Consider the following 18150-nt stretch of genomic DNA (forward strand, 5'->3'; position numbering starts at 1 on the left):
CAGCTCGGTGCTTCGTCCTGCCAACTGTTGGTCAGCAGCCGCTCGCCGCCGCCATCCGGAGTCATCACACCGACCCGAAAGTTACCGGCGATCTTGGTGTAGGCGATCAAGTCTCCGCGCGGGCTCCATTCGGGAGTCGCATAGCGCCCGCCGCCGAAGCTGATCCGGTGCGGGTTGGAGCCGTCGGCGTTCATCACGTAAATCTGCTGCGAGCCCGAGCGGTCGCTTTCGAAGACGATGCGGCCGCCGTCCGGCGAGAAGCTGCCGCCGACGTCGATGCCCGGCGCGTTGGTCAGCCGCTGCGGCGCGCCGCCCGCCGCCGCCACCTTATAGACGTCGGTATTGCCGTTCACCGCCATCGAATAGAGGATCCACCGCCCGTCGGGTGAGAAGCGCGGCGCGAAGGTCTGGTTGGCGCTCTCCGTCACCACCCGCTGGCGGCCGGTGCCGATGTCGTAGATATAGATGCGCGGCCGGTTCTCGACATAGCTCACATAGACGATCTGCTTGTAGTCCGGCGAGAAGCGCGGGCCGAGCACGACCGACTGGCCGTTGGTGAGGAAGCGGTGGTTGGCGCCGTCCGAATCCATGATCGCCAGCCGCTTGACGCGCCGGTCCTTGGGCCCGCTCTCGGCGATGTAGGCGATGCGGCTGTCGAAGAACGGGCTCTCCCCCGTCAGCCGCGAATAGATGGTGTCGGCGCATTTGTGCGCGGCGCGCCGCCAGTCGCGCGGGGCGACGACGAAGCCCTGGCGGGCGAGCTCGCTCTTCAGCGCGACGTCGTAGACGTAGCAGCCGACGGTGATCCGCCCGTCCGCCTCGGCGCGCACGAAGCCCTCCACCAGCGCCTGCGCGTTGGCGCCGCTCCAGGCGGCGAAGTCGGGCGCGGCGACCTCGGGGAAGGGAATTTCGCGGATCCCGCCGGGACCCACCGGGTGGAACAGGCCGCTGTTGCGAAGATCCCCCGCAACGACGTCCGCCACCTGCCGCCCGAGCGCCGCCGTCCCGCCCGCGGGCGTCTCGGCGGCCTGCGGGGTGGGCATGACGGGAATGGCGATGGTCATCTTGTCGGTCCCCTCGGCCGACACGTCAACGTGGAGCTGGGCGGCGGCGGGCGCTGCCCACAGGGCGAGAGCGGCAAGAGCGGGGACTAAGCGGTACATCATTGGGTGAGCCTCTTGTCGACCGTAACGGTCATTTGCTTCCACGCGTCGTAAAATTCGGCGGGCAGCCGGAAGGGCGAGGCGAGCATCACCGCCTTCTTCGCCCGCTCCTGGTGGAGCGCGAGCTGCGGCCGGTTGCTGGCGTTGACCCCGGTGGTGCCGACCAGCTCGACATGGGTGACGCTGCCGTCGCGCCCGAGCGACACTCTGAGCTCGGTGCGCAGCAGCTCGATGTCCGCTCCGCTAGGCACCACCTGCTGCCATTTCGGCTTGAGCTGCCGCCGCACCTCGGCGGCGATCGAGGATTGCACGGCCGGGCTCGCTACCGCCGCGGGCGCCGCTGCCGAGCGGCTCTTCGACGCTTCGCTGGAGAGACCGGCGAGGAGGCCGGAGAGCCGCCCCGTGGGCCGCGACTGGGGCTTTGCGGGCGCTGGTTTGGATGGGGCAGGTTTCGCCGGTGCAGGCTTGGCCGCGGCGGGCGCGGGGGCCGGCTTCGGCGGCGCAGGACGATGCGCGACCGGCACGGGAGCCGGGGCGGCGTGGACCGGCTGCGGCCGGGGCGGCGGCGGGAGCGGCTGGGCCTGCGGCGGCGCCGGCACCGGCGGGGCAGGCGCGGCGCTCGGTTCCGGAGGACCCTCGAGCGGCGCAAGCTTCGCCGCCGGCGGCGTCGGAGAGATTTGGGGCGCACTGCTCACCGGCGCGGCCTCCTCCACGAACGAGACTTCGATCGGCTGCTGGGCCGGCGGCTTGATGCGGGTGGCGGCAAAGGCGAGCGACAGCGCCGCCAGCAAGGCGAGATGGCCCAAGGCGGCAAGGCCGAACCCGGTCGCCTCCGCCCGGTCCATCAGCGCGGGCCCTCGCCCTGGGTGCTGACCAACGCCACCTTCCTCAGGCCGGCGGCATTGATCTCGCCCATCACCGCCATCACCCGCCCGTAATCGAGCCGGTGGTCGGCGCGCAGGAAGATGCGGGGCCCACCGGGCTCCTTCGTACTCGCGGCGAGCGCGGCCAGGCGGGCGGAGAGGCCGGCGGCGGTGACCGGCTGGTCGTCGAGGTGGATCGCGCCCGACGCGTCGAGCGAGATCTGGACCGGCTTCTGCTCCTGGTCGAGCGCCTTGGCCTTGCTCTCGGGCAGGTCGACCGGGACGCCGGCGACCAGCAGCGGCGCCGTCACCATGAAGATGATCAGCAGCACCAGCATCACGTCGACCATCGGCGTGACGTTGATCTCCGCCATCGGCGCGCGGCGGGAACGGCGGTTCGGCCCGAGGATGGGGGAAAGGGCCATGCTCTATGCCTCCCCGCGCGAAGCGGGGGGAGGGGGACCACCGTAGGTGGTGGAGGGGTCTTTGGCAGACGCGGCGGGGGTGAATACCCCTCCACCACCTACGGTGGTCCCCCTCCCCATCTGCGATGGGGAGGCATAAAGAATCCCCCTCATTCCCGCTCCAATTCCCGGCTCAACGTGCCGTGGAAGGCGTCGGCGAAGCGCTGGAGGCCCGCTTCCATGCGGTTGATGCCGAAGCTCATGCGGTTGTAGGCGATGACCGCCGGGATCGCGGCGAACAGGCCGAGCGCCGTCGCGAACAGCGCCTCGGCAATGCCCGGCGCCACCACGGCGAGGCTGGTATTGTTGGCGCCGGCAATGTCGCCGAAGCTGCGCATGATCCCCCAGACGGTGCCGAACAGGCCGACGAACGGCGCCACCGATCCGATCGTGGCGAGAATGTTGAGCCGGGCGGCGATGTCGTCGACCGCCTCGCTCAGCGCCGAGTGCATCACCATGGCGAGACGGGTGCGGGCGCCGTCGCGGTCGATCTTGTCGCCGGCGGTCGAGCGCCGCCATTCGGCGATGCCGGCGCCGACCACCTTGGCGCTCGGCAGCGCGTCCTTGCCGCGCTTCTCGACGAAGCCGTCGATATCGTCCGCCTTCCAGAAGTCGCGCTCGAAGGCGGCGTTGCCTTTGCGGATGCGGCCGATCCTCAATGCATGTGCGACGATGATCGCCCAGGTCCAGACGCTGGCGAGGATGAGACCGGCCATCACCGCTTTGACGACGATGTCGGCCCGCAGGAACAAGGCGATCGGGGAGAGGCTGCCGCCCGCCAGCTCGGGTAAACTCACTGCGCTTTGTCCTCCATCAGCCTCTCGAAACGCTCCAGCCAGTCGCGCGGCTGGCGCTGCGGCCGCCCCTCCAGTGTGATGAAGGCGGCGGTCACCCGCGCGTCCGCCAGCACTTCATCGCCGCGCATGACCCGCTGCTGAATAAGTACCGACGCCGCCCGCACCGCCTCGATCCGCGTCGCGACAATGAGGTCGTCGCCGAGCTTGCCCGGGGCCTTGTAACGGATCGACACTTCGGCGACCGCATAGACGCCGGCGCCGCCCTCCAGCGCCGCGCGCTGGTCGATACCCGCGAGGCGGAGCATGTCGGACCGCGCGCGCTCCATGAACCGCAGGTAATTGGCGTAATAGACGATGCCGGCGACGTCGGTATCCTCGAAATAGACGCGCAGCGGGAAGAGGTGCGTCCCGCCCCGCATCACCCCGTCCGCCGGTCTCACCGCATCCTCGGCCATGCCCCGGCTCTAGGGTGCGGCGATTCCGGCCCGCAAGCACAAAGCGCGAGAGGGTCGGCGGGCCGCGCCGATTCTGCGTTGACAGCTGTGTAACGCAAAGGTTACATGTCACCTCAAGGTTACCAGGGGGATGAGCGATGACCACTACCGACTACGAAACCGCCGAGCGCCTCGGCCGCAAGCGGGCGCGCCTCCTGCCCGTGTTCGCGATCTTCTTCCTGACGCAGCAGGCGAGCTATTTCAGTGGGCCGAACGTCGATTCCGGCCGCCCGGTGGACCACATCCGCATCGCCGCCTGGCTGGTCATGTCGATCGTCCTGCTCCTCGTGCTCGCCACCGGCGGCTCCTGGTTCCGCTCGCGCGAGGTGCGCGCGCTGATGAACGACGAGGTGACGCAGGCGCATCGCACCGACGCCTTCCGCTTCGCCTTCTTTGCCGCGATGATCGCCTGCATCGGCCTCTATGTCCTCGGCCTGTTCGAGCCGCTCGGGGGGCGCGACGTGATCCATCTGGTGATGAGCTGCGGCATCGGCGCGGCGCTCGTCCGCTTCGGGATGCTGGAGCGGCGGGCGTACCGCGATGCCTGAAGGCCTTGCCAATCGCCTGCGCGAGCACCGCGCCGAAAACGACCTCACGCAGGCGGCGCTGGCCGAGATGGTCGGCGTCAGCCGGAAGACGATCAACACGGTGGAGAACGGCGTGTTCGTGCCCTCGACGACGCTCGCCCTCAAGCTGGCGCGTGCGCTCGGCTGCTCCGTCGAAGCCCTCTTTTCCCTCGAACAGGACTGATCTGATGACCGACATCGAAAAGGCCGAACGTTTGGGCCGCGCCCGCGCCCTCATCATGGCGCTCGCCGCCACCGTTTTGATCTTCAACGTGTGGCTGCAATATGGCGATGCACAATATGCCAGCGCCGGCGGGCGCGGCGGCAGCTGGCTGGTGGTGATCGGCCTGTGGACCTTCATCCTGTGGAACGGCGGCGGCCTCCGGCCGGGCGGACGCGTCCGCGCCCTCCTCAACGACGAATTGTCGCTGCAGAATCGCAGCCGCGCCCTCGCGCTCGGCTTCTACGCGGCAATCCTGCTCGCCCTTGCCTGCTATGTCGGCGAGTGGCTCACGCCGATCGCCGCGGGTGACGCGCTCAAGATCGTCAGCGCGGGCGCGATTTCGGCGGCGCTGCTGCGCTATGCCTGGCTGGAGTGGCGCCTCCACTGACCGTCGCTGCTACCTGCGCGGCGAGCACCCGGACGAGATCGCCCTGCGCGATGTTCATGTCCGCAAGGTGCATGCCCCAGCCCTTGTTGATCTGGCCGAGCATGTAGACGTCGCCCGGAATCGCATTCGTCCACTTCGCGCCGGGAACGGTGTTGACGCTCACGGCCAGATAGCCGGCGGTGCCGCTGTGGGTGCAGCGCCCCGTCACCAGCCCCTCGGTGCGGACGAACAGGGTCGGCGGCGGCCCCTCGCTCGACCAGGCGATCGCCGGCGCGTTCGGCCGGGGCAGTGTGAACCAGTTGGACTCCAGCTTCGCCGGCGCATCGCTGCCGAGCGCGGCGGGGTTGGTGCAGCCGGCGGTCATCCCCGCCCCCTTGGCGCGCCCGAGGAAGGAGGGATCGGGCGGCGGCGCCTCGGCGCGGAAGGTCATCCAGGTGAGCACGCAGCCGGTCTCGCCGCCCCTGGTGCAGAGCGGGACATGCTTGAACGTGCCGCCGACCGTCTTCCCCGTCGGCACCTCGACGGGCCAGCCCAGAAGCACCGCGGACACCATCTTCCCGGCGATCGCCTTGCCGTCGATCTCGTCCTGGATGAGGCGCTGGAGGTGGATTGAGCCCTGGCTGTGGCCGACGAGGATGAACGGTCGTCCCTGGTTGCGATGGGCGAGGAACTCGCGCCAGGCGGCCAGGACGTCGTTATAGGCGATGACGAAGTTGGCGCTGGGATCGACGCCGCCGCCCATCACCCTGCCGAGCGCCGTTGCGGTGAGCTGGCGGTAGACTGGGGCGAACGGCCGGCAGACGCTCGCCAGCTTGCCCATCTGCACCCAGGCCGCGCCCTGCTCCTCGGGCCCGGCGGCGAGGTCGCTGTTCATGCCCGGATCGCGCGAGACGGTGGGGTAGACGTAGAAGCAATCGACCTTGGCCTGCGCGTTCGGCACCGCCTGCCCGGTCGCGCCGTAGCCGTTGGGGCCGAGCGCCGTCGTCGGCAGCGGCCGCGAGCAGCTGTCGACCCGGCCCGGCAGGCACAGCCAGGGCGCGTCCTCCTTATAGTCCGGCGCTTCGGCGAGCCGCGGCGTGAGGCCCTCCACGGCGCGGGCCGGCGCGGGCGGCGGCGCGGCCGGAGCCGGGGCCGGGGCCGGGGCGGGCTGGGCGGCGAGGAGCGCGGCGGCGATGGTGGTGAGCATGTATCCCCCTTCAGTCGAACAGGCCGTCCTGCGCCGTCTTCGGAGGCGTCAGGCCGAGATGGGTCCAGGCGCGGCCGTTAAGGCAGCGGCCGCGGGCGGTGCGGGCGACGAGCCCTAATTGGATGAGATAGGGCTCGATCACTTCCTCGATCGTGTCGCGCGGTTCCGAGAGGCCGGCGGCGAGCGTCTCCACGCCGACCGGGCCGCCGCGATAGATGTCGGCGATCATGTTCAGGTAACGGCGGTCCATCGCGTCGAGGCCAAGGGAATCGACCTCCAACCGGTTGAGCGCGGCGTCGGCATCGGCGGCGTCGACCCGCTCATGACCGGCGGCGTGGGCGAAGTCGCGGACCCGGCGCAGCAGGCGGCCGGCGATGCGGGGGGTGCCGCGCGAGCGGCGGGCGATCTCGCCGGCGCCGGCTTCGGTGAGGTCGAGGCCGAGCAGCCCCGCGGCCCGCCGCACCACCTGCTCGAGCTCGTCCACCGTGTAGAAATTGAGCCGCACCGGTATGCCGAACCGGTCCCTCAAGGGCGTCGTGATCAGCCCCTGCCGCGTCGTAGCGCCGACGAGCGTGAACTTCGGCAGGTCGATCCGGACCGACCGGGCCGAAGGGCCCTCGCCGATGACGAGGTCGAGCGCCCGATCCTCCATCGCGGGGTAGAGGATCTCCTCCACCGCCGGCGCCAGGCGGTGGATCTCGTCGATGAACAGGACGTCGCCGTCCTCCAAATTTGTGAGCAGCGCCGCAAGGTCGCCCGACTTGGCGATGACGGGCCCGGACGTCGCCCGAAACCCAACGCCAAGTTCGCGCGCGATAATCTGCGCCAGCGTCGTCTTGCCCAGCCCCGGCGGCCCGAAGAACAGCACATGGTCCAGCGCATCCCCCCGCGCCTTCGCAGCCGCGATGAAAACCCGAAGATTCTCCCGCGCCGCCTTCTGCCCGACAAACTCGTCGAGCGTCTTCGGCCGAAGCGCCGCGTCGATATCCTCGGGGCGGCGGCTCGGGGTGGTGAGGCGGTCGTCGGTCACAATTAACGCGCGGCCTTCTTAAGAGCGGTGCGCACCAGCGCGTCCAGCGTGGCGCTGGGGCCCAGCTCCGCCTCCGCCTTCGCCACCGCCGCAGCGGCATCCGCGGGGCGGAAGCCGAGGTTGGCGAGCGCGGAGGCGGCGTCGGCGCCGAGGCTGCCGGGGGCGGGCGGGGCGCCGGCCGCGCCGGTGCCGAGGGCGACGGCGCCGGCTCTGTCCTTCAGCTCATGGGCGATGCGCTGGGCGAGCTTCGGACCGACGCCGTTGGCGCGGGCGATCATCGCGCTGTCGCCGGACGCGACGGCGCGGTGGAGCTCGTCCAGCGACAGCGCCGAGAGAATGGCAAGCGCTACCTTGGCACCGACGCCCTGGACCGAGCGGAGCAGGGTGAACCAGTCGCGCTCCTCGCCGCTGGCGAAACCGATCAGGCGAATGTCGTCGTCGCTGACCTGCATCACAGTATGCAGCACCACCTCGCCGCCGTTGGCGCCGAGGCTGGAGAGCGTGCGCGTCGAGGCGAAGACGAGGTAGCCGACGCCGTTCACGTCGATCACCGCATGATCGGCGGTGGCGCCGTCGAGCAGGCCGCGCAGCTTGGCGATCATCGGGTGAGGGAGGTCTTCGGCTTCATGGCTCAAGCACTAACCGTTCGGGCTGAGCTTGTCGAAGCCCTCCCTTCCTCGTGCGCCGCTCAGGCCGCGGTCCGCCCCAACGCGCGGGCGCTGGCGAGGTGGTGGGCGTGGGTGATGGCGACGGCGAGGGCGTCCGCCGCGTCGGCGCCGGCGATCTTCACGCCCGGAAGGAGGCGGGAAACCATGGCGTGGACCTGCGCCTTGTCCGCGCCGCCGGTGCCGACGACCGCCTTCTTGACCAGCCGCGGGGCATATTCGCCGACCGCGATGCCGAGGCCCGCTGCAGCGAGCAGCACCACGCCGCGCGCCTGGCCGAGCTTCAGCGTCGATTGCGGGTTGTCGTTGACGAACACCTCCTCGACCGCCGCCGCATCCGGCCGATGCGCCGCCAGCATGTCGCCGAGCGCCGCATGCAGCGCCAGCAGCCGCGCCGGCAGCGCCGCCTTCGGATCGGTGCGGATCTGCCCGTTGGCGATGTGGCTCAGCCGATTTCCCTCGGCGGCGATCACCCCCCAGCCGGTGCAGCCAAGCCCCGGATCGAGGCCGAGGATGATCATGTGAGGTTCGCGCAGAGACGCAGAGACGCAGAGAGTCCGGTGCGGTCAGGCGCGTCAGCGCCTTTTCCATTCGGTTCCCGTAAGATGACGCCTCGCGTCGGCAGGGATGCGGCCACTCTGCGTCTCTGCGTCTCTGCGCGCATCCTAGCCCAGCTTCTCCATCACTTCGTCGGAGACTTCGTAATTGCCCCAGACGGTCTGGACGTCGTCGTCCTCCTCCAGCGAATCGATGAGCTTGAGGAGCTGGCCGGCGGCGTCGCCGTCGACGTCGACCGGGGTTGCGGGACGCCAGGCGAGCTTGACGCTCTCCGCCTCGCCGAGTGCGGCCTCGAGGGCGCGGGCGACGGGGTGGAGATTGTCGATCGAGGTCCAGATCTCATGGCCCTCCTCGTCCGATTCGACGTCGTCGGCGCCGGCGTCGATGGCGGCTTCGAGGATCTGGTCGGGGGTGCCGGCGGAGGCCGGGTAGGCGATGAGGCCGACGCGGCCGAAACCGTGGCTGACCGAACCCGATGCGCCGAGATTGCCGCCATTCTTCGCGAACGCGGTGCGGACGTTGGTGGCGGTGCGGTTGCGGTTGTCGGTCAGCGCCTCGACGATCAGCGACACGCCGCCGGGGCCGAAGCCTTCGTAGCGCACCTCTTCGTAATTATCGCCTTCGCCCACCGCCGATTTGTCGATCGCGCGCTGGATATTGTCCTTGGGCATCGACTGCGCCTTGGCGGCGAGGACCGCGGCCCTGAGGCGCGGGTTCATGTCCGGATCGGGCGTGCCCATCTTCGCCGCGACGGTGATTTCGCGGCTCAATTTGGAGAACATCGCCGAGCGCTTTTTGTCCTGCGCGCCCTTGCGGTGCATGATGTTCTTGAATTTGGAATGGCCGGCCATGTCCGCGGCTTCGTCCTTCTTGCTGTCGGGATCGCGACCTCGTTAGCCGAGAGGCACGGCGGTTCGCAACGGGAGGCTGGCAGAGGCTCGGCAAGCCTCCCCTCCCGTTTTCCCGGAGGGGCGGGGGGCGGGTCCTTTCCGGCGCACGCGCAGGCCGCCGCCTCAGAAAGAGCCCACCCCTCGATCCCCTCCCGGAAAATCCGGTAGGGGAGGTTGGCTTCAGATCATCCCCAAAGCGGCCATGTAGGTTTCCAGGATGGCTTCCTCTTCCTGGAACTCCTCCTTCTTCTTCTTGCGGATGCGCATGATGGTGCGGATCGCCTTGGTGTCGTAGCCGCGCGCCTTGGCCTCGGCCATGACGTCCTTGATGTCGTCGGCGATGGCTTTCTTCTCTTCCTCGAGCCGCTCGGCGCGCTCGATGAGCAGGCGCAATTCGTCCGCCGCCACGGTGCCCTTACCGCCCATCGACGTGCTGCCGCCGGCTGAAATCCCGTCCACCGAAGTCCCCGCGTCCGCCATGTTCTCAATGTCCTTTCAAGCCGAGCCCCCGCGGCGGCGGGCCTTGCAGCCCGCGTCCACCCCGGCTCTTTTGCGAATCCGTGAAGGCCCAGCCGTAGAAGCCCGCGCGGCCTTCCTCAAGCGCCTCGCGAAAGCGAAGGTTGAACTGCCGGCGAGAGTGGCTATTCCGCCACCCATGGCCACCAGCGAGACCGTCCCCAGCCGCTTCGTCCCCCGCACCCGCAAGGTCCGGATCCTCGCCACCCTGGGCCCGGCGAGCAACTCGCCCGAGATGATCCGGCGGCTGGTCGAAGCGGGCGCCGACGCCTTCCGCGTCAACATGAGCCACGGCACCCATGCCGACCATGCCAAGGTGATCGAGATCATCCGCGGCCTGGAGAAGGATCTTGACCGGCCGATGACGATCCTCGCCGATTTGCAGGGGCCGAAGCTCCGCGTCGGCAAGTTCGAGGGCGGCGGCGCGGACTTGAAGAACGGCCAGCACTTCGCCTTCGACCGTAGCGACGCCCTGGGCGACGCGACCCGCGCCGAGCTTCCCCACAAGGAGATTTTCGGCGGCGTCGTGCCCGGCACGCGGCTCCTCGTCGACGACGGCAAGATCGTCCAGCGGGTGCTGTCGGCGACGCCGGATCGGATCGAGACCGTGGTGGAAGTCGGCGGACGCATTTCGAACAACAAGGGCGTCAACGTCCCCGACGTGGTGCTGCCGCTCGCCGCCCTGACCGACAAGGACCGCGCCGACCTCCATTTCGCGCTCGACCACCATGTCGACTGGATCGCGCTCTCCTTCGTCCAGCGGCCCGAGGACGTGGCCGAGGCGCGGCGGCTGATCGCCGGGCGAGCCGCCCTCCTCGCCAAGATCGAGAAGCCGGCGGCGATCGAGCGGCTGGACGCCATCCTCGAGCTGGCCGACGCGGTGATGGTCGCGCGCGGAGACCTGGGCGTCGAGATGCCGCCGCAGGACGTGCCGCCCTTGCAGAAGATGATCGTCGAGAGCGCCCGCCGCTTCGGCCGCCCGGTCGTGGTGGCGACGCAGATGCTCGAATCGATGATCACCGCGCCGACCCCGACCCGCGCCGAAGTCTCGGACGTCGCGACGGCGGTCTATGACGGCGCCGACGCGGTGATGCTGTCAGCGGAAAGCGCCTCGGGACAGTTCCCCTGCGAGGCGGTGACGATGATGAACTCGATCGCCACCTCGGTCGAATCGGACCCCGGCTATGCGGCGCGCGTCCACTTCACCCAGACCGCGCCCGACGCCACCACCGCCGACGCGATCGCCCAGGCCGCGCACGCGATGGTCGACACGGTCGGCGCCAAGGCGATCGTCTGCTTCACCTCCTCGGGCTCGACCGCGCGGCGCATCTCGCGGGAACGCCCCTCGGTGCCGCTCCTCGTCCTCACCCCCAAACTCGCCACCGCGCGGCGTACCGGCCTGCTGTGGGGCGCGCATGCGGTCCGCACCCGGGACGTCGAGAGTTTTGAAGAGATGGTCGCCAAGGCCAAGCGCATGGCGCTGCGCCACGACGTCGCCCGCGGCGGCGACCGCATCGCCATCATCGCCGGCGTGCCGTTCGGGACACCGGGCTCGACGAACGTCATCCACATCGTCCGCCTGATCGGCGACGAACTGGAGCGACACAGGAAGGCCGAAGCGGCACGGTGATCTTCTGCCTCCCCATCTGGAAGATGGGGAGGCATTACTCCGGCAACAATCCCGGGATTTCGTCGAGCAGCTCCCGGGCCAGGAAACCGATTCGCCCCACCCTCGCCGACACCCGCCGCCCCGCTTCGCCGTGGAGGTAGATGCCCCACAGCACCGCAGTGAGCGGGTCGGCGCCGCGGGCGCAGAGGCCGGCGACGATGCCCGCGAGCGTGTCCCCGGAGCCCGAGGTGGCGAGGCCGACGCCACCGCCTTCGAAGCGGAAGGCGCGGCCGTCCGGGTGGACGATGTGGCTGTACTGGCCCTTGACCATCGCCACCGCGCCGAACGTCCCGGCGGCGCGGCGGACGGCGGCGAGCGGGTCCGCCTCCACCTCTTCGGCCTCGCAATCGAGCAGCCGCGCCATCTCGCGCGAATGGGGGAGGAGCGCGACGCCGCCCTTCCAGGCCTTCAGCGTCTCCGCACGCGGCGCCAGCGAGCCGAGCACGGCGGCGTCGAGGACGAGCGGCCGGTCGAGGCTGGCGGCGAGCAGGCCGTCTAGCATCGCGTCGAGCGGCGGCCCGTGCTGGAGGCCGGGGCCGAGCAGGATCGCCTGCGCCCCCTCGCACCAGCCGATCATCCTTTCCACCGCATCGGCGGCGAGGCAGCCCTCCTCCGTCTCCTCGACCCCGATCACCCGCGCTTCCGGGACGGCGATGGCGAGCGGCACGGCAATGCTCGCGGCGGTGGCGATCTGGAGCTTGCCGGCGCCGGCCCGGAGCGCGCCGATGCCGGCGAGCAAGGCGGCGCCGGCCAGTTCGCGGCTTCCCGCCACAACCAGCAGTCTCCCGCGCCCTTCCTTGTCGCTGTCGTCCGGATGGTAAGGGAGCGGGAAGTCGCGGAGCCGCTCGCGGTTGAGCTCAAGAACCTCGCTCACCGGGCCCCCGCGATCGTCTCGGGCTCTGCGGTGACCGGCGCGTCCTCCTGGGTGAGCGGCGCGGCGTGGTTGTAGCGGACCAGGGTCGGCACGCACATCGCCGCGTCGTCGGGCTCGAAATCATATTCGCAGACCCCGCAATTGACGACGCTGCTGGTGCGGTCGATCGCCAGCACCTCGGCCTCGTCCATCCCTTCCAAAATGTAGCGCATGCACATCACCACCACCTGGTGGCAGACGATGAGCACGCGGCGGTCTGCATAATGAAGGCTGATCGTGTCGAGCGCGCTGCGGAGGCGCAGGATGACGTCGGCCCAGCTCTCGCCGCCGGGCGGGCGGTGGTAGAATTTGCCCATCAAGGTGCGCTGCTCGGCCAGCTCGGGATATTTCTCGCGGATGCCGACGGTGGTGAGGCGATCGAAGATGCCGAACTCGCGCTCGCGCAGCCGCTCGTCGACGATGACCTTGGCGAAATCTCCCGCGGTGCCGCCCGCCCGGACGATGGCGTCGGCGGTCTCGCGGGCGCGGACGTAGGGCGAGGCCATCACCACCTCGGGCCGCTCGTCTTCCGGGAGCTTGGCGAACCACTGGCCGAGCGCATCGGCCTGGCGCCGGCCGAGCGGGCTCAGCGGCACGTCGACGTCGCGCACGGCGAGGTCGATCATGCCGACGCCGGCGCGATCGGCCGCGTCGCGCGCGACGTTGCCGGCGCTCTCGCCGTGCCGGACGAGCCACATGCGGGCGGGCCAACGCTGTCTCATGAAGTCGTTACGCGCGAGGTACGGCGAGGGTTGCACCGATCCTCCCGGAACGGGGACGAGCTACAATAGCCCCTCCGCCTCCAGCTGCTTGCGCAAGCCCTCGGCATCCGTGAACAGATGCGCGTGCATCCCCACGGCCTCGGCGCCCTCCACGTTGATCTGGCGGTCGTCGACGAACAGCGCCTCGTGGGGCTGGAGGCCGAAGCGGTCGAGGGCGCGGAAGTAGATCGCCGGGTCCGGCTTCAGCAATTTCTCCTCACCGGAGACGACGATGTCGCGGAAAACGCGGAAGAAGGCGTCCTCGCGCGCCCGGAACGGCGTCCAGAAATCGGCCGAGAAATTGGTGATCGCGAAGAGCGGCACGCCCCGCGCGTCGAGCTCTGCGACGAGCGCATGGACGCCGGGGACGGGATCGGTGATCGTCTCGCCGAAGCGCGCGCCCCAGGCGGCGATATAGGCGGCGTAATCGGGGAATTTCTCGCTGAGCTCCGCCGCCGCCTCGTCATAGGCGCGGCCGCCGTCAAGACTGTCGTGCCAGTCCCACAGCCCGGTCTCCTCGATAAAGGCGAGGCGGCGCGCATCTTCCGGGATCTGGCGGGCGAGGAAGGCTTCCGGGTCCCACCCGTAGAGCACGTTGCCGACATCGAACACGACGGCATTGGGGCGCTCAGCGCTCATGCGGGACGCCCCTCAACTTCGCCCGGGAGGAAGGAAACCTGCACTTCAAACCCGATCAAAGTACCACTTTGATCGGAATCCTCAGCCCTGGCGCGCCTTGAAGCGGCGGTTGGTCTTGTTGATCACGTAGGTGCGGCCCCGGCGGCGGATCACGCGGCAGTCGCGGTGGCGCGACTTGAGGGACTTCAGGGAATTGCGGATCTTCATGGCTCGAAAACGCCTGCCTGTTCGTGTCGAATTGTCTGCTGGAAAAGCGAGGCGCTCACCTAGTCGGCAGGGGGCGTGAAGTCAAGCCGCGGCCTTGGGCGGCGGGCGGGCTCAGCCGCCATAGGAATCGACGGACTCGAACATCGCCGCCACCGCGGCGCGCTCGCCGTCGCTGAGCTCGGGCCGCCAGATGTCGAAGATCAGGATGACCCGGTCCTCGCGGCTGTCGTTCCAGGCTTCGTGCTCGATCGTATCGTCGAAGATGAGGAGCTTGCCCTCCTCCCATTCGCGGACCTCGTTGCCGACGCGGAAGCCGCAGCCGGGCGGGACGATCAGCGGCAAATGGCAGATGAGGCGGGCGTTGAGCATGCCGGTATGCGCCGGGATGCGGGCGCCGGGCGCGAGGCGGGAGAACATGACGACCGGCGCACGGGTGCTGATGTGCGGCATCGGCGCCTGCAGCAGCGCTTCATAGGCCTTGGGGCAGCGCGCGACATTCTCCGCGACCGGCGCGCCATTCTCCCAAAGGTAGAGGCTGCTCCATTCGGGATTGTCGGCGAGGCCGTGGAAGTCGGTGCGCGGCCGGTTCGGCGCCGCGACGAGATAGGGCTGGAAGGCGCCCTTATCGTCCATCAGCGCGATGATCTCGGCGCGGATGTCTGCCGTCGCCGCCTCGACGGCCGCGGCCCACGGGAAGGCGGCGCGGTCGAAGAACTGGATGTGGGGCAGCTCGGGGAAGAAATAATTGGTCGGCTGCTGGTAATAGATCGGCTTCTCGCCGGCGAGGATGGCGAGCGACTGCTGGAAGCGCGGGCTGCGCGCGCCGGGGCCGAAGCCACGGGCGGCGAGCGCCTCCTCGAGATGCGCCTTGTAATGCGCCTCCGCCTCGCCGATCGCCCGCTCCACCCGCTCCATCTCGCGCGCGTAGTCGGGCGGCAGTTCGCCGACCCCCGCCGCCACCTGCCGCGCCTTCTTGTAGAAAGCGGTGGCGGCGCGGCCGTCGCCGGCGGCGGCGCGGGCATCGCCTTTCTGGATGAGGCCCCAGAGGTTCTGCGGCTCCCCGGCGAGCAGCCGGTCGAGCGCGGCTTCCGCCGCCGCCGTGTCGCCGCCCTCGCGGCAGGCATGGGCGAGGAGCAGCCACACCTGCGCGGAGGCGCGGCCGCTCGCCGCCACCTTCTCGAATTCAGCGCGCGCGGCGTCGGGGCGGCCCTGCTGCAAGGCGGCGGCGCCGGCGCGGACGATCCGTTCGGCCTCCTGGTTCGAAAGCGGCTGCATCGGCGGAGGTCTTACCGGCCGGCAGCGCGCTCCGCCAGCACCCGCTCCCAGGCGAGGGCGTGGGCGACGATGGTGTCGAGGTCGTCGAGCTGCGGGCGCCACGGCAGGGTGGCGAGGATCTTGCCGTTGTCGGCGACGAGGGCGTCGGGATCTCCCGCGCGGCGCGCCTCCAGCTTGCGCTCGATCTTCATGTTGGTGACCCGGTCCACGGCGTCGAGCACCTCCAGCACCGAGAAGCCGCGGCCGTAGCCGCAGTTCATCACGTAGCTTTCCTCAGGCTTGTCGATCAGCTTGCCGAGCGCATCGACATGGGCGCGGGCGAGGTCGCTGACGTGGATGTAATCGCGCACGCCGGTGCCGTCCGGCGTGTCGTAATCCGTGCCGTAGACGGAGACGTGGCTCCTCTTCCCCACCGCCGCCTCCACCGCGACCTTGATGAGGTGGGTCGCGCCCGCGGTCGACTGGCCCGAGCGGCCCTGAGGGTCGGCGCCGGCGACGTTGAAATAGCGCAATGCGCAATAATTGAGCGGGTGGGCGAAGGCGGTGTCGGCGAGCATCCGCTCGGTCATCAGCTTCGACCAGCCATAGGGATTGATCGGCTGGGTGCGGATCGTCTCGGTGATCGGCACCTGCTCGGGAATGCCGTAGGTCGCCGCCGTCGAGGAGAAGATGAAGTGGCGCACCCCGCCCTTCACCGCGCTCTCGATCAGCGAGCGGCTCTTCACGGTGTTGTTCTCATAATATTTGAGCGGGTTCTCGACCGATTCGGGAACGACGATCGACCCGGCGAAGTGGATGATCGCGCCGATCCCGTGCTCGGCGATCAGCCGGGCGACCAGCGCCTGGTCGGCGATGTCCCCCTCGGCAAACGTCGCCGCCTCCGGCACCGCCCAGCGGAAGCCGGTGGTGAGGTTGTCGATCACTACCACGCGCCAGCCGGCGTCGAGAAGCGCGAGGACGGCGTGGCTGCCGATATAGCCGGCGCCGCCGGTGACGAGGATTGCTGGCTTTCGAGAATCGTTCATGAAAGGCACGGCTCCGAAACGAGGATGCAGCGAAATCGGGTGCCGGATCGTTCCAGCCCGTATATGAAGCGCCGGCTAGACGATGAGGTGACGGAATGAAATCGGCTTTCTCGCGCAACGTCATCCTCCTCGCCGCGTTCGGCGCGGCGGCCTGTTCGACCGAGACGGGCGGCGGGCCCGGCCCGCGCGGCCCCGGCGAACCGGGCTTTGCGGAAGTCACCCGCTTCCACCTCGGCCAGCCGATCGCCCGCTCGACCATCGCGGTCGAGGCGGCCAATCCGGCGCTGACCAACAGCCCCGAATACCGCACCTATGAAGACATCGTCGCGCGCCAGCTGACCCGGCTCGGCTGGACCGTGGTCGGCACAGTGGGCGCCTCCGAGCAGGTGGCGGTCGTCAATGTCGAGCAGGGCACCCATGAAGGTCCGCGGCGGCGGCCGCCCGTCACCATCGGCGTCGGTGGCGGCACCGGCGGCTGGCGCGGCGGCGTCGGCGGCGGGGCGAGCTTCGGCATCGGCGGCGGCGGCGGGCCTCGCGCGGTGACCGGCACCAGCCTCGAAGTCCGCCTGAAGCGCCGCTCGGACGGCAGCGTCATTTGGGAAGGCCGCGGCCGCAGCGAAGTCTCGGCGCGCAGCCCGCTCGCCCAGCCGGCGGCGGCGGTCGAGCGGCTGGCAGCGGCGATGTTTGGGGACTTCCCCGGGGAATCGGGCCGCACTATCACGCCGCGATGACCCTCAGCATCACGAGCGCCTTTGACGGCGGCAACATTCGTCTGGTCGCCGCCCAAGGCGACTGCATCGACGTGGAAATCCAGAAGGACCACCAGTCCGATTTCTACCAATGGTTCTATTTCCGGGTGACCGGCGCCAAGGGCCGGCCGCTTCAGCTGCGCATCGTCAATTGCGCCGGCTCCGCCTACCCGCACGGCTGGGACGGATACCGCGCCTGCCTGTCCTACGATCGCGACACCTGGGAGCGGGCCGACACCGCCTATGCCGGGGGATTCCTCACCATCTCGGTGACCCCGGAGACGGACAGCCTCTGGGTCGCCTATTTCGCGCCCTACACGATGGAGATGCACCACGATCTCGTCGCCGAGGTCGCCGCCGCGCCGGGCGTCGCATACCGCTCGCTCGGCAAGACGCTCGACGGCCAGGACATGGACTATCTGCGCATCGGCGAGGGGCCGCTGCAGGTCTGGCTCTACGCCCGCCAGCATCCCGGCGAGACGATGGCCGAATGGTGGATGGAAGGCGCGCTCGGCCGGCTGATGGACGAGAGCGACCCCGTCACCCGAATCCTCCGTCGCCGCTGCACCTTCCACATCGTACCGAACATGAATCCGGACGGCTCGCGCCGCGGCCACCTTCGGACCAACGCCGTCGGCACCAACTTGAACCGCGAATGGCACGAGCCCTCCGCCGAGCGCAGCCCCGAAGTGCTGTGCGTCCGCAACGCAATGGACGAAACGGGTGTCGACTTCGCGATGGACGTCCATGGCGACGAGGCGATCGCCGCCAATTTCCTCGCCGGCTTCGAGGGCATCCCGAGCTGGACGGAACGCCAGCAGCAGGCCTTCGACCGCTTTGCCGCCGAGCTCGTTCGCGTCACCCCCGATTTCCAGACCTCCAAGGGCTATGAGATCGCCAAGCCCGGCCAGGCCAACATGTCGATGTCGACCGCGCAGCTCGCCGAGCGGTTCGGCGCCGTGTCGATGACGCTCGAAATGCCGTTCAAGGACAATGAGGACCTGCCCGACGAGGTCTACGGATGGTCGCCCGACCGCTGCCGCCTCCTCGCCCGCGCCTGCCTCGACGCGCTCCACATTATTCTCGACGATCTGCCGGCGAGGCGCTGA

23 protein-coding genes are annotated in these 18150 nt (G+C 69.6%); 6 read left to right on the top strand and 17 right to left on the bottom strand.

What is annotated here, in order from left to right:
* The 5 genes from tolB to VGC56_RS01175 all read right to left on the bottom strand — a co-directional run.
* Positions 1-1166: Tol-Pal system beta propeller repeat protein TolB (tolB, locus tag VGC56_RS01155; RefSeq protein WP_464122714.1), on the bottom strand; the 1166-nt coding region annotated here is incomplete at its 3' end.
* Positions 1163-2008 (bottom strand): cell envelope biogenesis protein TolA, encoded by an 846-nt coding sequence (locus VGC56_RS01160; protein ID WP_464122715.1) that lies wholly within the window; start codon positions 2006-2008, stop codon positions 1163-1165. The genes VGC56_RS01160 and tolB, both read right to left, overlap by 4 nt.
* A complete protein-coding gene (gene tolR, locus VGC56_RS01165; RefSeq protein ID WP_464122716.1) occupies positions 2008-2451 on the bottom strand; it encodes a protein TolR in 444 nt (147 codons plus the stop codon). The genes VGC56_RS01160 and tolR overlap by 1 nt, the downstream gene beginning before the upstream one ends.
* A gap of 149 nt (positions 2452-2600) precedes the next feature.
* Positions 2601-3287 (bottom strand): protein TolQ, encoded by a 687-nt coding sequence (gene tolQ / locus VGC56_RS01170; protein ID WP_464122717.1) that lies wholly within the window; start codon positions 3285-3287, stop codon positions 2601-2603.
* Entirely contained in the window at positions 3284-3742 is a 459-nt protein-coding gene (locus VGC56_RS01175) for a YbgC/FadM family acyl-CoA thioesterase (RefSeq protein ID WP_464122718.1), read from the bottom strand. Before VGC56_RS01175 ends, tolQ begins: the two co-directional genes overlap by 4 nt.
* A 137-nt stretch (positions 3743-3879) precedes the next feature.
* Here VGC56_RS01175 and VGC56_RS01180 point away from each other — a divergent pair, with 137 nt between their 5' ends.
* The 3 genes from VGC56_RS01180 to VGC56_RS01190 are packed head-to-tail and all read left to right on the top strand — an operon-like array spanning position 3880 to position 4958.
* Positions 3880-4329, top strand: a complete 450-nt coding sequence (locus VGC56_RS01180) for a hypothetical protein (RefSeq protein WP_464122719.1) — start codon at positions 3880-3882, stop codon at positions 4327-4329.
* Positions 4322-4531: a helix-turn-helix transcriptional regulator gene (locus tag VGC56_RS01185; RefSeq protein ID WP_464122720.1), complete on the top strand. Its 210-nt coding sequence runs from the start codon at positions 4322-4324 to the stop codon at positions 4529-4531. Before VGC56_RS01180 ends, VGC56_RS01185 begins: the two co-directional genes overlap by 8 nt.
* Before the next feature lie 4 nt (positions 4532-4535).
* Positions 4536-4958 (top strand): hypothetical protein, encoded by a 423-nt coding sequence (locus VGC56_RS01190; protein ID WP_464122721.1) that lies wholly within the window; start codon positions 4536-4538, stop codon positions 4956-4958.
* Here VGC56_RS01190 and VGC56_RS01195 read toward each other — a convergent pair.
* The 6 genes from VGC56_RS01195 to VGC56_RS01220 all read right to left on the bottom strand — a co-directional run bounded on the left by VGC56_RS01195 (position 4894) and on the right by VGC56_RS01220 (position 9713).
* On the bottom strand, positions 4894-6144 hold the full coding sequence (locus VGC56_RS01195) for a DUF3089 domain-containing protein (protein ID WP_464122722.1): 1251 nt from the start codon (positions 6142-6144) through the stop codon (positions 4894-4896). The two genes, VGC56_RS01190 and VGC56_RS01195, sit on opposite strands and share 65 nt — an antisense overlap.
* 10 nt (positions 6145-6154) lie before the next feature.
* Positions 6155-7174 carry a Holliday junction branch migration DNA helicase RuvB gene (ruvB, locus tag VGC56_RS01200; protein WP_464122723.1) on the bottom strand — a complete coding sequence of 340 codons (1020 nt, stop codon included), beginning with the start codon at positions 7172-7174 and terminating at the stop codon, positions 6155-6157.
* A gap of 2 nt (positions 7175-7176) precedes the next feature.
* Complete coding sequence (gene ruvA / locus VGC56_RS01205; protein WP_464122807.1) at positions 7177-7776, bottom strand: Holliday junction branch migration protein RuvA; 600 nt, start codon at positions 7774-7776, stop codon at positions 7177-7179.
* 86 nt (positions 7777-7862) lie between these two features.
* Positions 7863-8360 (bottom strand): crossover junction endodeoxyribonuclease RuvC, encoded by a 498-nt coding sequence (gene ruvC / locus VGC56_RS01210; protein WP_464122724.1) that lies wholly within the window; start codon positions 8358-8360, stop codon positions 7863-7865.
* Positions 8361-8504: 144 nt separating this feature from the next.
* Complete coding sequence (locus VGC56_RS01215) at positions 8505-9248, bottom strand: YebC/PmpR family DNA-binding transcriptional regulator (protein ID WP_464122725.1); 744 nt, start codon at positions 9246-9248, stop codon at positions 8505-8507.
* Between the two features lie 219 nt (positions 9249-9467).
* The gene (locus tag VGC56_RS01220) at positions 9468-9713 is read right to left on the bottom strand and encodes a DUF2312 domain-containing protein (protein ID WP_464122808.1); all 246 of its coding nucleotides are present in this window, start codon (positions 9711-9713) and stop codon (positions 9468-9470) included.
* Between the two features lie 229 nt (positions 9714-9942).
* Here VGC56_RS01220 and pyk point away from each other — a divergent pair, with 229 nt between their 5' ends.
* Complete coding sequence (pyk, locus tag VGC56_RS01225; RefSeq protein ID WP_464122726.1) at positions 9943-11433, top strand: pyruvate kinase; 1491 nt, start codon at positions 9943-9945, stop codon at positions 11431-11433.
* Positions 11434-11467: 34 nt separating this feature from the next.
* Here the strand turns inward: pyk and VGC56_RS01230 are convergent, their stop codons facing one another.
* The 6 genes from VGC56_RS01230 to galE form a co-directional block, all read right to left on the bottom strand.
* The gene (locus VGC56_RS01230) at positions 11468-12346 is read right to left on the bottom strand and encodes an NAD(P)H-hydrate dehydratase (RefSeq protein WP_464122727.1); all 879 of its coding nucleotides are present in this window, start codon (positions 12344-12346) and stop codon (positions 11468-11470) included.
* The gene (locus tag VGC56_RS01235; protein ID WP_464122728.1) at positions 12343-13107 is read right to left on the bottom strand and encodes a histidine phosphatase family protein; all 765 of its coding nucleotides are present in this window, start codon (positions 13105-13107) and stop codon (positions 12343-12345) included. Before VGC56_RS01235 ends, VGC56_RS01230 begins: the two co-directional genes overlap by 4 nt.
* Before the next feature lie 60 nt (positions 13108-13167).
* Positions 13168-13785, bottom strand: coding sequence for an HAD family hydrolase (locus tag VGC56_RS01240; RefSeq protein ID WP_464122729.1), 618 nt, complete (start codon positions 13783-13785; stop codon positions 13168-13170).
* Between the two features lie 81 nt (positions 13786-13866).
* On the bottom strand, positions 13867-13992 hold the full coding sequence (gene ykgO / locus VGC56_RS01245) for a type B 50S ribosomal protein L36 (RefSeq protein ID WP_006833921.1): 126 nt from the start codon (positions 13990-13992) through the stop codon (positions 13867-13869).
* 111 nt (positions 13993-14103) lie between these two features.
* Positions 14104-15267 (bottom strand): aspartyl/asparaginyl beta-hydroxylase domain-containing protein, encoded by a 1164-nt coding sequence (locus VGC56_RS01250; protein ID WP_464122730.1) that lies wholly within the window; start codon positions 15265-15267, stop codon positions 14104-14106.
* Positions 15268-15278: 11 nt separating this feature from the next.
* The gene (galE, locus tag VGC56_RS01255) at positions 15279-16292 is read right to left on the bottom strand and encodes a UDP-glucose 4-epimerase GalE (RefSeq protein ID WP_464122731.1); all 1014 of its coding nucleotides are present in this window, start codon (positions 16290-16292) and stop codon (positions 15279-15281) included.
* Between the two features lie 95 nt (positions 16293-16387).
* On the opposite strand from galE, the gene VGC56_RS01260 reads away from it, so the two are divergent.
* Together VGC56_RS01260 and VGC56_RS01265 are read left to right on the top strand one after the other, a co-directional pair.
* Positions 16388-17023: a DUF4136 domain-containing protein gene (locus tag VGC56_RS01260; protein WP_464122732.1), complete on the top strand. Its 636-nt coding sequence runs from the start codon at positions 16388-16390 to the stop codon at positions 17021-17023.
* Positions 17020-18150 (top strand): M14 family metallopeptidase, encoded by a 1131-nt coding sequence (locus VGC56_RS01265; RefSeq protein WP_464122733.1) that lies wholly within the window; start codon positions 17020-17022, stop codon positions 18148-18150. Before VGC56_RS01260 ends, VGC56_RS01265 begins: the two co-directional genes overlap by 4 nt.

The organism is Allosphingosinicella sp., assembly GCF_036403745.1.
Taxonomy (GTDB): Bacteria; Pseudomonadota; Alphaproteobacteria; order Sphingomonadales; family Sphingomonadaceae; genus Allosphingosinicella.